The following is a 13026-nucleotide window of genomic DNA, read 5'->3' as shown; positions in this document are numbered from 1 at the left end:
AGATGTGTATAAGAGACAGCGCCCCACCCGTCCCCACGGACCTCATCGCCGTGATCGACGGGATCCCCGCCCGCCTCCGCGCGTCCCTGGCGCGCGAGTACCCCGTCAGCCGTGAGCAGCTGCCCCTGGTCGAGGCGGTCGTCGACGCCGTCACCAAGGCGGTCGTCGACGCGATCGCCGTCGAGCTCGACCGGATCACCACGAGCGGCGTCATCCGGTCCTGACCCGCGGCGCGCACCCGGCGGTGCGCACCCTGCGGTGCGCGGGGCCCGACCCCGCCGCTCTGCCTCGCCCCCACCTCTGCCTCGACCCCACCGTCCTGGCCAGAGTCGGCCGGGACGCCGCCCCGCGGAGCGGCGTACCGTCGACCTGGTCGTGGCGCTCGGGCCACGCGGTGAGGAGACCACGGTGCGCGTGTCGGTGTTGGGAACCGGAGCGATGGGAGCGGGTGTCGCGCAGTCGTTGCTCCGCGCAGGGCACGACGTCACGGCGTGGAACCGCACGACGGAGCGCGCGCGACCCCTCGCCGACCTCGGCGCGACCGTCGTGGCAGAGGTCACGGACGCGGTCGCCGATGCCCAGGTCGTGCTGCTGACCCTGTTCGACACCGACGCAGTGGTGGACGTCCTCGAGCAGGCCGCCGGTGATGCGCCGCAAGATGCCGTGTGGGTGCAGGCGTCGACGATCGGCGTGCCGGGCACGGAGACCGTCGTGCAGCTCGCCGCGAAGTACGGCATCACCCTCGTCGAGGCCATGATGCTCGGCACGAAGGCGCCGGCCGAGCAGGGCAAGCTGACCATGCTCGTCGCGGGCGATCCCGACGCGGTGTCCGTCGTCGAGCCCGTGCTCGATGCCGTCAGCGCCAAGGTCGTCCACGCGGGCGACCGGGTCGGCCAGGGGACTGCCCTGAAGCTGGCTGCCAACGCCTGGATCGCGTCGATCACCGCGGCCACCGGGCAGTCGTTGGCGATCGCCTCGGCACTCGGCCTCGACCCGCAGCTGTTCCTCCAGGCGATCGAGGGGTCGGCGAGCGACTCCGCCTACGCCCACACGAAGGGCGCGGCGATGATCGCGCAGGAGTTCCCGGCGCAGTTCGCCCTCGACGGTCTGCGGAAGGACATCGCTCTCATCACCGAGGCAGCTCGGGATGCCGGCGTCGACACCACCCTGCTCGACGCACTCGGCCGGGTCTACGCCGAGGCCAGCGCTGCCGGGCACGGCGGGGACGACATCGCGGCGGTCGGCACCGCGTTCTGACGACCGTCAGGACCGGCGGAACACCTGCCGGAGTCGTCGGGCGACCCGGCCCACGGACTCGTCGTTCAGGGTGTTCGCGAGCGTGAAGGCCTCCTGCGCGGGATCCGCGCCGTCCCGGATGCGTCGCAGTGCGGCATCTGCCCGGGCACGCGCGTCGAGTTCGGCCGCGGGCATGTCGTCCTCGGGCTCGCGCATGCCCTCAGCGTACGGCGGGACGTGTCGCGACACGGACATCAGTACTCGTCATGGTCCGCGGACTCGTCGACGGCGCCCGCCATCTCGCGCAGGAAGGCCACGACCACGGCCATGTCCTCCGGGGGCAGGTGCTGCGCGACCTCGACGGCACGGGAGTCCAGGTCCCCGATGACGGCCAGGGCCCGACGCATCGAGCGACCCGTGGCGGTGAGGATGACCCCACGCCGGTCGGCCGGGTCAGCGTGCCGTTCCACGTGACCGGAACGGACGAGCCGGTCCACCAGCGCCGACGTCGACGCCGCGGTGATGCCGAGGCGCTCCGCGAGTTCCTTCGAGTTGACGGTCCGGCCGGACGTCTCGGCGTCGACGAGCACCCGCAGGGCCATCAACGCGTTCTCACCGATCCCGAGTTCCTCACGCACACGACGCTGCGCGGAGCTCTCGGCAGTGCGGTACCGACGCAGCGCGTTCAGCACGTCCACCGCGTCGACCCGGGAGTCCTCGCCGTACCAGAAACCCGGGGCTGCTGTCGTCACCTCGGAAGTCATGGGATCAATGCTAGACGGTCTAGTTAGTTTGTCTAGCGAGCGCGTCACATGCACGTCCACCGTCCAGGGAACGAAGCGAGCGACGGTCTGCAACACCCGGGACGTCATCCCGAAACACCCCGGCAACGCGCGGTCAGTAGGTTCACCGCATGCAGGAGTCGCCGTGCTGAACCGACTCGCGCGGAGCGTCCACAGCGTCGGGGGCGCGGTCGAGCGGACGGACGTCGTCGCGCGTCTGCTGGACGTGCACCTCGCGCGCCGGGACCCCGCGGCCGAGAGGGGCTCGATCGGCCGGACCCTCCGCTGCGTCGTCGGCGCCACCGTGCCGGAGGACGCGGACCTCGGTCCGGACGCCACCCTGGAGGCCCTGGCGCTCGACCGCCACGAACCGGCCTCCATCGCCGCTGCGGTGGCGGTCGCCCGGGACGACGCGCGTCGTGCGCGTGACGTCGTCTCCACCGAGCTGTGGGACTGCCTCAACACGACGCGGTCGCGGCTGCCGCGCAAGATCGCGGGGGAGCGGGCGCACGAGTTCCTCGGCTGGGTCCGCGAACGGAGCGCCCTCGCGGTCGGGGTCGTCGACGGGGACGCCAGTCGCGACGAGGTGTGGGAGTTCTTCACCCTCGGTCGCTCGCTCACCCGGTTGACGGTGACCGCGCGGATGCTCGCGTCCGACCTCCTCGACCCGGCCTCGGCGGCGTCGTGGACGACCGCGCTGCGTGCCTGCGGTGCGGGGGAGGCGTTCCACCGCGAACACCGGCGCGGCACGACGTCCTCCGAGGCGGCCACGTTCCTGCTCCTCGACGCGCACAGCCCGCGCTCGCTCCTCTTCCTCACCCGCCGGAGCGAGGAGTGCCTCGACGACCTCGTCGGCGTGCACCTGGCGGCCGAGGTCCGGGCGTTCGGCGATGCCCGCGCCGAGCTCGAGACCCTGACGCCGGACACCGCGGTCGACGCCGCCCGGTCCGCCGGAGCGCGGCTCGCGCTGGCCGCGGAGACGGTGACGGCGGCGCTGGACGCCCGCGTGTTCGCCGCACCCGAACTGGTCCGCTGACACCGGGCCGGACCGGGCCGGGCCAATCCGGGCCAGGGCCAGGGCCAGGTCAGTTCAGACGGCGCTCGACCGGTCCGCCACCACCTCGTCGTGCTCGAGGTCCCGGCGCACGGCCGCTCGGCTCGCCCGCGTCCCGATCACCGGTGTCGACCGCGTGACGGCGAGGTGCAGACGTGCGTCGGCGTCGTACCGCAGCCGGAGGTGCTGGGACCGGACGAGCCACAGGACGGCGATCGCGAGCGCGACGAAGCCCGCGAGCGCGCCCACGACGATCGCCCACCGCGGTCCCCAGGCGTCGGCGACGGCACCGACGACGGGAGCGCCGACGGGGGTGCCGCCGACGAAGATCGCCATGTAGAGCGCCATCACGCGGCCCCGCATGGCCGGGGTCGTGGTGGTCTGCACGAGGGCGTTCGCCGTGGTCATGAAGGTCAGGGCTGCGAGGCCGACGAAGGCCAGCAGGACCGCGAAGACCCAGTAGGTCGGGGCGAGGGCGGCCGCGGCGCAGGCGAGGCCGAACCCGCCGGCGGCGAGGACCAGCGTGCGCATCCGGGGAGCGTCGCGTCGTGCCGCGAGCAGGGCGCCGAGCACCGAGCCGACCGCCATCACCGAGTTGAGCAGCCCGAAGTCGCCCGCACCGCGGTGGAACTCCACCCGCGCCATCGTCGAGGTGAAGATGGGGAAGTTCACGCCGAAGGTGCCGACCACGAAGACCATGGCGAGCACGACGAGGATGTCCGGTCGGGTGCGGACGTACCGGAACCCCGCGACGAGCTGCCCCTTCCCGCGGGCGGCCCGCGGGCGGTCGGCGAGCTGCCGTGGGTCGACGAAGCGCAGGGCCACGAGCACCGCGAGGAACGACCCCGCGTTGATGACGAACACCCACCCGGAGCCGATCGCCGCGATGAGGACGCCCGCGACCGCCGGGCCGACGAGCCGGGCGGCGTTGAACGACGCCGAGTTCAGCGCGACGGCGTTCGACACGTTCTCGCCCGTCACGACGTCGGACACGAACGCCTGTCGGACCGGGGTGTCGAACGCCGCGACGACACCGAGTGCGAGGGCGAAGCCGTACAGGGTCCACAGTGTCGCGGTGTCGGTGAGGACCATCACGGCCAGTCCGAGCCCGAGCAGTCCCATCAGGCCCTGGGTCACCATGAGCATGCGACGCCGGTCGAAACGGTCCGCGACCAGTCCGGTCCAGGGCAGCAGGAGCAGTTGCGGACCGAACTGCAGCGCCATCGTGACGCCGACCGCGACGGCGTCGTCGTCGGTCAGCTGGGTGAGGACGATCCAGTCCTGGGCGGTGCGCTGCATCCAGGTGCCGATGTTCGACACGAGGGCGCCGGCGAACCAGATGCGGTAGTTGCGTCCCGAGAGGGACCGGAACACGGCGCTCACCGGGCGGCGAGCTTCCGCATGACGTCCGTGGCGGCGGCGAGGGTCCGTCGTTCCGCCGCGGTGAGGGCCGTGAGCCGGGGACTGAGCCAGTCGTCACGACGCTGCCGGGTCTCGGCGACCAGCTCTGCGCCGGCCGGGGTCGGGCAGAGCAGCACCTTGCGTCGGTCGTCCCCGTGGTCGTCCTTCGTCAGCAGGCCGCGATCGATCAGGACGTCCACGGTCTTCGTCATCGACGGGGGCGTGACGCCCTCGGCCCGGCTGAGGTCGGCGAGCGTCATCGGCCCGTCGCGGTGCAGCAGGGCGAGGGCGGAGAACTGGGCGTCGGTGACGGACGTGTCGGCCTTCTGCGCGCGGAGCGTGCGCGAGAGCCGGTTCACGGCCACACGGACGTCGGTCGCGAGTGCGGCGTGCGGAGCGGGTCGGCGACGCGCGGTGGTCGGGAGCGGGTCGGTGGCGGTCACGGATCGTCAGCCTACCTCATTAGTTCAGCGAACGAACAAGTTGGGCCGCCTCACCCCGCTGTCTCTGACCGCCAGGCGTACGATGGGCATCTGGACAACAGGTGTTGCCCAGATGAGACGGGCCGGAAGGCACCAGGAGGAGCAGGACGCATGAACGGGTTCGAGGGCAAGGTCGCCATCGTCACCGGAGGTGGCAGCGGGATCGGCGAGTCGATCGCGAAGGAGCTCGCGGCAGCGGGGGCCTCCGTCGTCGTGACGGACATCAAGCAGGAGGCGGCCGAGCGCGTCGTCGCCGAGATCGAGCAGGCCGGTGGCACCGCGGCCGCCGTCGCCGCGAACTCGGCCCTCGCCGCCGACAACGAACGTGCCGTGCAGTTCGCCGTCGACACCTACGGCGCACTGCACCTCGCCGTGAACAACGCCGGCATCGGTGCCGCCCCGCAGCCCATCGGCGAGTACGACGTCGAGGCGTGGGACCGCGTCCGAGCCGTCGACCTGGACGGGGTCTTCTACGGCCTCCGCTACGAGATCCCCGCGATCCTCGAGTCGGGCGGCGGCGCCGTCGTCAACATGTCGTCGGTCCTCGGCTCGGTCGGCATCGCGAACAACGCGGCCTACGTGGCGTCGAAGCACGCACTGGTCGGGCTCACGAAGGTCGCCGCCCTCGAGTACACCGCGAAGGGCGTCCGCACCAACGCCGTCGGCCCGGGCTTCATCGACACCCCGCTGGTCCGGTCCTCGCTGAGCGCCGACGAGCTCGCCGGCCTCGAGTCCCTGCACGCCGCCGGACGGCTCGGCACCGACACCGAGGTCGCCGCGCTCGTCCTGTTCCTGCTGAGCGACCAGGCGTCGTTCATCAGCGGCAGCTACCACCTGGTCGACGGCGGCTACTCCGCGCACTGACCGTCCGTGCGCTGAGTTTCCGAGCGCCGACCCGCCGTGCGCCGGCTCTCCGCCGGCAGCACCGGACTGGAGGCCCGACCGCCGTGAGCAGATCTGCTCACAGCGGCCGGGCCTCCCGTCCGTCAGCGGGTCTGCGTGAGGATCGCGCCGTGTGCGAGCAGTGCGTGCACGCCCCACGTCCGGTTGGCGATCTGCGTGATGCGCATGCTCACCGCGACGCTCGCCATCGCGAGCGCCTCGGCGCGGCCGATGCCGTGCTCCGCCGCGATCCAGTCGACCATCCGGTCGAGGGCCGTCGTCGTCGCCGCGTTGAGGTCCGCGTCGAAGCCGAACGTGATGCGCCCGGCCGGGGTGTCGGCGTGGGTGCCCGCGACCGGCGCCGTGTCGAGCAGGGACAGCGTCATCGTCGTCGTCATGCCGCACTCGACGGCCGTGCCGGAGACCTCGCCGTCGCCCTGGGCGGCGTGCCCGTCCCCGACCGTCAGCAGCGCGTCGGGCACCGTCACCGGCAGGTACAGCGTGGCGCCGGCGACGAGCTCGCGGCAGTCGATGTTCCCGCCACCGACGGCGCGGGGCGGGGTGGTCACGTGCTCGCCGGTGGCCTCCGGCGGGACGCCGACGACGCCGAGGAACGGGGCGGTCCGGACGCCGAGTCCGAGCTGGTTGGAGGCGGTCCCCGCCGACGCGTCGATGTCCCAGAGGAGCGGCCCTCGCGTCGACGGGTCGGCGAGCCCGAGCGCTCGGTTCAGCGGGGTGTCCACCCCACCGGAACCGGTGTAGCCCCAGTCGTCCGGGACGAGGTCGTCGAACCGGACCGCCAGCACCTGCCCGGGACGGGCGCCCGCGACCGCGATCGGCCCGAGCAGGCAGTGGCCTCGTCGCGGACTGATGAGGGTCGGCACGTCGACGCCCGGTGCCGGCAGACGCTCGGTGTAGCCGGCGGCGTCGAGCGTGTGGACGGTGACGGTGTCGCCGGGCTCGACCGTCAGCACGGGCCGGCGTTCGGCGGTGAACACGTCGACGGCGGTGTCCGCGGTGGTCGCGATGCGGTGGTGGGTCACTCGGCGATCCTGCCAGGCCGCACCTGGCGGCGCCGTGGGGCGGGCCTCCCGGCCGGGCGCGGGACGTGGGCCGCGGGCGGGGTGGGCGTGCCTGCGAGGCGGGTCTGCCTGCCCAGCCTGTGAGACGGGCCTGCCTGGGAGACGGGCCCGTCTCCGGGTGACGCCGCACGACGGACGAGACGCCGCCGGAACCGGCGGCGTCTCGGGTGCGAGGTGGTGTCTCGAGCAGACGGTGGCGTCTCGAACGGTCAGTGGAACTGGGGGATCGTCAGCCAGATCCCGTACAGGACGGCTGCGCCGCAGAGCGCGAAGCAGACGCCGGCACCGAGGGACGCCATGCGCGGTGTCGAGCCCGAGCGCGGGGTCTCCTCGGCGTACTGGGTGTGCTCGCCGCCGACGTCGGCGGGTTGACCGGTGCCGAGCAGGCGCAGGCCGAGCGTGTAGAGCAGCACGACGCCGACGGCGGCCACGAAGCCCACCCCCGCGACGGTGCCGATCGCTCCGAAGTCGATGTCCATCTGGTCCTCCCTCAGTTCCCGGCGGCCACGGACTCGCGCTCCGGGGCGCCCTCGCGCACGTCGTCCGCACCGATCGGCTTGCGGCGGGCGAGGACGGCGAACGTGAGCCCGCCGACCAGGGCCAGCACCGCCACGACGACCAGCCCGATGGTGGAGCTCGACGCGATCCACGTCGCCAGACCGCCCACCACCGCGGCGGACGGCAGCGTGATCACCCAGGCCACGACGATCTTGCCGACGACACCCCAGTGCACGTCGGCCAGCTTCTTGCCGAGGCCCGAACCGATGACCGAGCCGCTCGTGACGTGCGTCGTCGAGAGGGCGAAGCCGAGGTGCGAGGACACGAGGATCGTCGCGGCCGAGCTGGTCTCCGCCGCGAACCCCTGCGGGGACTGCACGTCCGAGATCCGCTTGCCGACGGTCTTCATGATCCGCCAGCCGCCCATGTACGTGCCGAGGGCGATCGCGAGCCCGCAGGCCAGGACCACCCAGAGCTCCGGGGCGGTCCCCGCGCCCTGGTAGCCCGCCGCGATGAGGGTCAGGGTGATGACGCCCATGGTCTTCTGCGCGTCGTTCGTCCCGTGGGCGAGCGACACCAGGGAGGCGGACACCGTCTGGCCGTGCCGGAACCCGGTGGCGGCGCCGTGCGTGGTCGCGTTCTTCGTGATCGTGTAGGCCAGGTAGGTCGCGACGAGGGCGATCACCCCGGCGATGACCGGGGAGAGCAACGCCGGGAGCACGACCTTGGAGACGACCGTGGCCCAGTCGACCGAGTCCAGCCCGGCACCGATCACCGACGCCCCGATGAGCCCGCCGAACAGGGCGTGGGTGGACGACGACGGCAGGCCGGAGTACCACGTGGCGAGGTTCCAGAGCACGGCGCCGACGAGCCCCGCGAAGACCATCGTCGGGGTGATGTGGATGCCGTCCTCTCCTTCGCGGATGAGGCCCTGTGACACGGTCTTCGCCACCTCGGTGGAGAGGAACGCACCGACGAGGTTCAGCACGGCGGAGATGAGGACGGCGGTGCGGGGCTTGAGGGCACCCGTGGCCACCGAGGTGGCCATGGCGTTCGCGGTGTCGTGGAACCCGTTCGTGAAGTCGAACACGAGGGCCACCACGATCACCAGCACGACGGTGACGAGGACGTCCATGCGCGGAACGCTAGGCCGGTACCCGAAGGTGCGCGTGAACGACGGATGAACAGGTGCGACGTCTGCCAGGATGACGCCGTGCCCACCTTCTCCGCCGCCCGAGGTGACTCCTCGTTCACCGACGCACACGGCGTCGAGATCGTCTACTCGACCTGGCGTGCGGGCAGGGCGAAGGGCATCGTGCAGATCGCGCACGGCGTCGGGGAGCACGCGCTGCGCTACGAGCCGCTCGCCCAGGACCTCGTGCGCGCCGGCTGGACCGTGCACGCGACCGACCACCGCGGCCACGGCCGGACCGGTCTCGGACAGTGGGACGGCGACCACGGGAAGCTCGGACGCCTGGGTCCCGGCGGACTGCGGGCGGCGATCGCGGCGGTCGAGCAGATGACGACCGTGGCGATGGACGGCGACCCCGGGCTACCCGTCGTGCTGCTCGGACACTCGTGGGGGTCGCTCATGGCCCAGCGGATCGTGAACACCTCGTCGGAGCGGTACGCGGGCGTCGTGCTGTCGGCGACCGCGCTCCGGTTGCCCGGGTTCATGAACGGCGGGGACCTCAACCGGCGGCACGCGGCGTCCGGTCCGACGAAGCACGAGTGGCTCACCCGGGACCGGGCGGTCATCGACGCCGTCGGGGTCGACCCGCTCGCGGTCGAGGCCGACGTGCTCGGGTTGTTCGGGCTGCCGGACACCCTCCGGCTGCTCGGGGTCCCGCGCCGGGGGATCCCGCACGACCTGCCGATGCTGCTGCAGGTCGGCTCCGAGGACTCGCTCGGCGGGCCCCGGTCCGTCGAGCTGCTCGCGCGGGCGTACCGGCGGCGCGGCCGACTCTCCGACGTCACGGTGCGCGTGTACGAGGGGGCGCGGCACGAGGTCTACAACGAGACGAACCGTGACGAGGTGGTCGCGGACCTCGTCGCGTGGCTCGACCGGGCGGTCGACCGCAGCTGACCGGCGGGCTGACGCCTCGGTCGGAGGATGCCGTGTCAGCTGGCGGTGCCGCCGTGCTCCGCGGAAACGGCCGCGTCCGCGTCCGCTGACCGTGACACCACGCGTGCGAGGAACCGGCGCACCGACCCGTGGAACAGGTCCGGGTCCCGGTTCATCTCCGAGCCGTGCGGACAGGACGCGACCTCCACCAGGGTCGCCGCCGGTCCCGCCGCCGCGACGAAGCGCCGCGAGGCGTCGATCGGTACGTCCCGGTCGCCGACGCTGTGGACCACGAGCAGCGGGACCCCGACCGGCGGCCGCGGTCGCATCCGTCCGAGGGGGATCGGCGTCCGCATGCCGGCGAGCCGGGAGAGTCCCGGGACCGTGAGCGCACCGGCGCCGAGCACGCCGAGGAACCCCGGGAAGCCGGCCTTCACCGCGCCCCACCGGAGCGCGGTGAACCAGTCGAGGGCCGGACACACCAGGACCATCGCGTCCACGCGGTCCCGGAGTGCGGAGTCGCTCGCCGCGTGCATCGCGATCGTCGCCCCCATCGACCACCCGACGAGGACGAGCCGCTCCGCACCGTGGTCGACGGCGTACCGCATCGCGGCGTCGAGGTCGTGCCACTCGTCGGAGCCGAACGTCGCCGGCAGTCCACGGTCGTCCTCGACATCGCCGCGGTACCCGATCACGAGCGAGGTCATGCCGGCGTCGAGGGTGTCGGGGACGCCACGGAGGACGGCGGTCCGGCTGGAGTGGATGCCGTGCACGTGGATCGCCCACGTCGTCGCCCCGGGCACGGGGAAGAGCCAGGCCGGTCGGTCCGAGCCGTCCGCCGTGATCGTGACCTGGGCGGAGTCGGGCGACACGGCTGTCGGCTGGTCGAGGAGGTACCCCGTCCAGAGCAGTTCATCACCCGGGGCCGGCAGCGTCGCGGGGGCATCGAGCACCGCGCGGCACACCCGCTCGCCGTCGTCGGTGCGGACGTCACCGAGCAGGACGCTGTGCTCGTCGTCCCCGAAGTACACCCGGTACACGCCCGGGCACCGGGTCTGCTCGTCGGCCGGCACGGTGACGCCCGCGGGACCCACGTCGAGGACGGTCACGGTCCGCTTCGGACGCGGATGGACGGCCTTGCGGGCGACCACGACACCCGCTGCGGTCGATGCTGCGAGCCCCACGGCGGCCGCTCCCGCCACAGCACGGACCACGACGCCGGTCATGCCCATGCGCGGACCCCGCCGCCACGTCCAACGCCCGGTCCGACGTCGTGCTGTCCGGCGCTGCCCTGGCTGCCGCTGCCTTGGCTGCCGCTGTCCTGTCTGACCACACGACGACCCTATTCGGGAACCAGCGACCGACCCGCGACCAGTGGACGAACACACCCACCGACGGAGAAGGCCCCGGCCTGTTGGGGGGAACAGACCGGGGCCGGACCACTCGACCCATTGGGGGGAACGGATCGAGTGGCGACGCCCGAGGCTCGAGGGGGGTCGCACCCCAGGCGTGGTGACGACGCTACGCCCGCACACGCACAGCGGCAACTCGGTTCGTTTTCAGGTGATCGGGTCGCACTGCGGGCGACGGACGCCGTTCCCGGCCGCTCCCGGCCGCCGGACGGGAGTCCCGCTGCGGGGCCGCCACGGGCCTCCCGGCATAGGGTGGCGACATGCACGGTGAGTACAAGGTCCCCGGAGGCAAGCTCGTCGTCGTCGACCTGGAGGTCGTCGACGGCAAGATCGACCAGTTCCGACTGGCCGGTGACTTCTTCCTGGAACCGGACGACGCGCTCCCGCTCATCGACCAGGCGGTGGACGGGCTCCGTGCCGACACCGACGCGGCCGGCATCGCCGCCGCGGTCCGCCACGCGCTGCCGGAGGACGCAGTCCTGCTCGGCTTCACGCCCGAGTCCGTCGGGGTCGCGGTACGGCGGGCGCTCTCGCGCGCCTCCTCGTGGCGGGACTACGAGTGGCAGGTGGTCCACGAGGGGCCGATCAGCCCGAACGAGCACCTCGCGCTCGACCAGGTCCTCACCGAGGAGGTCGGGGCCGGACGCCGCGGGCCGACGCTGCGCATCTGGGAGTGGGACCAGCCCGCGGTCGTCATCGGGTCCTTCCAATCGCTCAAGAACGAGGTCGACCCGGCCGGCGCTGAGAAGTACGGCGTGCAGGTCGTGCGGCGGATCTCGGGCGGCGGCGCGATGTTCATGGACGCGGGCGCGATCATCTCGTACTCGCTGTACGTCCCGACCGACCTCGTGCAGGGCATGACGTTCGCCGACTCCTACGCGTACCTGGACGAGTGGGTGATCGAGGCGCTGAAGTCCCTGGGCATCGAGGCGTACTACCAGCCGCTCAACGACATCACCTCGACCAAGGGGAAGATCGGCGGGGCCGCACAGAAGCGCCTCGGCACCGGGTCGCTCCTCCACCACGCCACCATGAGCTACGACATGGACGGCGAGAAGATGGTGGAGGTCCTCCGCATCGGCCGCGAGAAGATGAGCGACAAGGGGACGACGAGCGCCGCGAAGCGGGTCGACCCGCTGCGCTCGCAGACCGGTCTCACCCGCGCCGAGATCATCGACCGGCTCATCGGCACGTTCACGAAGCTCTACGGCGCGACCGAGGGGCACGTCACCGACGCCGAGCGGCAGCGGGCGCAGGAGCTCGTCGAGACGAAGTTCTCGACGCGGGAGTGGCTCGAGCGCGTGCCCTGAGCGCCGACTCCCGGGGTCCGGCCGTCGCCGTCGGTGCGGATCGCGAGGATCAGCCGCGCGGCGGATGTCCTCCGTCGATCGGCCACGTAGCGTCACTCCCGTGAACTGGTTGATCTTCCTGGGGGCGGTGGCCGTCGCGGCCATCGTGATGTGGATCGCCGACCGTCTGGGCTGGATCGACCTGTCGAACAAGGCCACGCGCGGGGGCGGATCCGGCGGTGCGGTCGGGATGCTGGACGAGGTGTTCGCCCCGACGCGGCACGAGACGCAGACCGAGTACGAACGGCAGGCGCGGTTGCCGCGAGAGGCGCCGACGCCGTCCCGTCACGACCACGACCTGCTGAGCGGGTCGGTGCTCATCCGGGTGCCCGCCGTCGGGGCACACTCGGCTGGTGCGCACCGGGCCGGTACGCACGACCGCCAGTACTGACCGGAACGCGTCAGCGAGCCGTGAGCTCCTGGTAGTCCGGGTGCCGCTCGACCCAGGCCGCGACGTAGCTGCACTGGGCGACGACACGTCGGTCGGAGTTCGCGCGGACGTCGTCGAGTGCGTTCTGGACGAGCATCGACGCGTGGCCGCCGCCGCGGTGTTCGGGGTCGACCTCGGTGTGCACGAAGCGGATCTCGTCGCCGTCGACCTCGTAGGCCGCCAGCCCGATCACCTCGCCGTCCTCGACGAGGGAGTACTGGTTCTTGTCGGTGTCGTTGCGCACGTCGAGACTCATCGTCCGGACGTTACCCCGGTCGGCCCGGAGTGGGCACGGAGTCGTCCCGGTGCGGGCGCGGAACGTGACGAGGGCGGGTGCGCGCGACGGTGTCCCG

At 72.4% G+C, this 13026-nt stretch carries 16 protein-coding genes; 7 read left to right on the top strand and 9 right to left on the bottom strand.

Annotated elements, in window-relative coordinates; all coding sequences use genetic code 11:
* Together DEI84_RS15680 and DEI84_RS08710 are read left to right on the top strand one after the other, a co-directional pair.
* A partial coding sequence (locus DEI84_RS15680) for a hypothetical protein (protein ID WP_181420394.1) occupies positions 1-224 on the top strand: 224 nt, incomplete at its 5' end.
* Between the two features lie 151 nt (positions 225-375).
* Complete coding sequence (locus DEI84_RS08710) at positions 376-1257, top strand: NAD(P)-dependent oxidoreductase (RefSeq protein WP_258371740.1); 882 nt, start codon at positions 376-378, stop codon at positions 1255-1257.
* A 6-nt stretch (positions 1258-1263) separates the two neighbouring features.
* On the opposite strand, the gene DEI84_RS08705 is transcribed toward DEI84_RS08710, so the two are convergent.
* Entirely contained in the window at positions 1264-1452 is a 189-nt protein-coding gene (locus DEI84_RS08705) for a hypothetical protein (protein WP_110899798.1), read from the bottom strand.
* A 38-nt stretch (positions 1453-1490) separates the two neighbouring features.
* A complete protein-coding gene (locus DEI84_RS08700; protein WP_110890450.1) occupies positions 1491-2000 on the bottom strand; it encodes a MarR family winged helix-turn-helix transcriptional regulator in 510 nt (169 codons plus the stop codon).
* A gap of 163 nt (positions 2001-2163) precedes the next feature.
* On the opposite strand from DEI84_RS08700, the gene DEI84_RS08695 reads away from it, so the two are divergent.
* A complete protein-coding gene (locus tag DEI84_RS08695; RefSeq protein ID WP_181420393.1) occupies positions 2164-3054 on the top strand; it encodes an alpha-E domain-containing protein in 891 nt (296 codons plus the stop codon).
* Between the two features lie 54 nt (positions 3055-3108).
* Here DEI84_RS08695 and DEI84_RS08690 read toward each other — a convergent pair whose 3' ends face one another.
* Both DEI84_RS08690 and DEI84_RS08685 read right to left on the bottom strand, forming a co-directional pair.
* Positions 3109-4455, bottom strand: a complete 1347-nt coding sequence (locus DEI84_RS08690) for an MFS transporter (RefSeq protein WP_110890446.1) — start codon at positions 4453-4455, stop codon at positions 3109-3111.
* On the bottom strand, positions 4452-4916 hold the full coding sequence (locus DEI84_RS08685) for a MarR family winged helix-turn-helix transcriptional regulator (protein WP_110890444.1): 465 nt from the start codon (positions 4914-4916) through the stop codon (positions 4452-4454). Before DEI84_RS08685 ends, DEI84_RS08690 begins: the two co-directional genes overlap by 4 nt.
* A gap of 150 nt (positions 4917-5066) precedes the next feature.
* Between DEI84_RS08685 and DEI84_RS08680 the strand changes: the two genes are divergently transcribed.
* Positions 5067-5819, top strand: coding sequence for an SDR family NAD(P)-dependent oxidoreductase (locus DEI84_RS08680; protein ID WP_110823537.1), 753 nt, complete (start codon positions 5067-5069; stop codon positions 5817-5819).
* 122 nt (positions 5820-5941) lie between these two features.
* On the opposite strand, the gene DEI84_RS08675 is transcribed toward DEI84_RS08680, so the two are convergent.
* From DEI84_RS08675 to DEI84_RS08665, 3 genes are all read right to left on the bottom strand, one after another.
* Positions 5942-6880 (bottom strand): acetamidase/formamidase family protein, encoded by a 939-nt coding sequence (locus DEI84_RS08675; protein WP_110890443.1) that lies wholly within the window; start codon positions 6878-6880, stop codon positions 5942-5944.
* Between the two features lie 248 nt (positions 6881-7128).
* Complete coding sequence (locus DEI84_RS08670; RefSeq protein WP_110890441.1) at positions 7129-7398, bottom strand: hypothetical protein; 270 nt, start codon at positions 7396-7398, stop codon at positions 7129-7131.
* Between the two features lie 11 nt (positions 7399-7409).
* Complete coding sequence (locus DEI84_RS08665) at positions 7410-8552, bottom strand: inorganic phosphate transporter (RefSeq protein ID WP_110890439.1); 1143 nt, start codon at positions 8550-8552, stop codon at positions 7410-7412.
* A 78-nt stretch (positions 8553-8630) separates the two neighbouring features.
* Here DEI84_RS08665 and DEI84_RS08660 point away from each other — a divergent pair, with 78 nt between their 5' ends.
* A complete protein-coding gene (locus tag DEI84_RS08660; protein WP_110890437.1) occupies positions 8631-9503 on the top strand; it encodes an alpha/beta hydrolase in 873 nt (290 codons plus the stop codon).
* Between the two features lie 35 nt (positions 9504-9538).
* Here the strand turns inward: DEI84_RS08660 and DEI84_RS08655 are convergent, their stop codons facing one another.
* Positions 9539-10714, bottom strand: a complete 1176-nt coding sequence (locus DEI84_RS08655) for a S9 family peptidase (RefSeq protein ID WP_110890435.1) — start codon at positions 10712-10714, stop codon at positions 9539-9541.
* Positions 10715-11154: 440 nt separating this feature from the next.
* Here DEI84_RS08655 and DEI84_RS08650 point away from each other — a divergent pair, with 440 nt between their 5' ends.
* Together DEI84_RS08650 and DEI84_RS08645 are read left to right on the top strand one after the other, a co-directional pair.
* Positions 11155-12204, top strand: a complete 1050-nt coding sequence (locus DEI84_RS08650) for a biotin/lipoate A/B protein ligase family protein (protein ID WP_110890434.1) — start codon at positions 11155-11157, stop codon at positions 12202-12204.
* 100 nt (positions 12205-12304) lie between these two features.
* The gene (locus tag DEI84_RS08645) at positions 12305-12634 is read left to right on the top strand and encodes a hypothetical protein (RefSeq protein ID WP_110890432.1); all 330 of its coding nucleotides are present in this window, start codon (positions 12305-12307) and stop codon (positions 12632-12634) included.
* Between the two features lie 10 nt (positions 12635-12644).
* Here the strand turns inward: DEI84_RS08645 and DEI84_RS08640 are convergent, their stop codons facing one another.
* On the bottom strand, positions 12645-12929 hold the full coding sequence (locus DEI84_RS08640) for a GNAT family N-acetyltransferase (protein WP_110823544.1): 285 nt from the start codon (positions 12927-12929) through the stop codon (positions 12645-12647).
* Positions 12930-13026 lie beyond the last annotated feature (97 nt).

Origin of the sequence: Curtobacterium sp. MCBD17_023 (assembly GCF_003224415.1) — a bacterium.
In the GTDB taxonomy this organism is placed as follows: Bacteria; Actinomycetota; Actinomycetes; order Actinomycetales; family Microbacteriaceae; genus Curtobacterium.
The sequence above is the reverse complement of the archived record's forward strand: the minus strand, read 5'-3'. Positions and strand labels throughout refer to the sequence as shown.

Excerpts from the sequence above, each read along its gene's own strand:
- DEI84_RS08705 (WP_110899798.1), bottom strand. The coding sequence starts at position 1,452 with ATGCGCGAGCCCGAGGACGACATGCCCGCGGCCGAACTCGACGCGCGT.
- DEI84_RS08700 (WP_110890450.1), bottom strand. The coding sequence starts at position 2,000 with ATGACTTCCGAGGTGACGACAGCAGCCCCGGGTTTCTGGTACGGCGAG.
- DEI84_RS08680 (WP_110823537.1), top strand. The coding sequence starts at position 5,067 with ATGAACGGGTTCGAGGGCAAGGTCGCCATCGTCACCGGAGGTGGCAGC.
- DEI84_RS08670 (WP_110890441.1), bottom strand. The coding sequence starts at position 7,398 with ATGGACATCGACTTCGGAGCGATCGGCACCGTCGCGGGGGTGGGCTTC.
- DEI84_RS08665 (WP_110890439.1), bottom strand. The coding sequence starts at position 8,552 with ATGGACGTCCTCGTCACCGTCGTGCTGGTGATCGTGGTGGCCCTCGTG.
- DEI84_RS08655 (WP_110890435.1), bottom strand. The coding sequence starts at position 10,714 with ATGGGCATGACCGGCGTCGTGGTCCGTGCTGTGGCGGGAGCGGCCGCC.
- DEI84_RS08650 (WP_110890434.1), top strand. The coding sequence starts at position 11,155 with ATGCACGGTGAGTACAAGGTCCCCGGAGGCAAGCTCGTCGTCGTCGAC.
- DEI84_RS08640 (WP_110823544.1), bottom strand. The coding sequence starts at position 12,929 with ATGAGTCTCGACGTGCGCAACGACACCGACAAGAACCAGTACTCCCTC.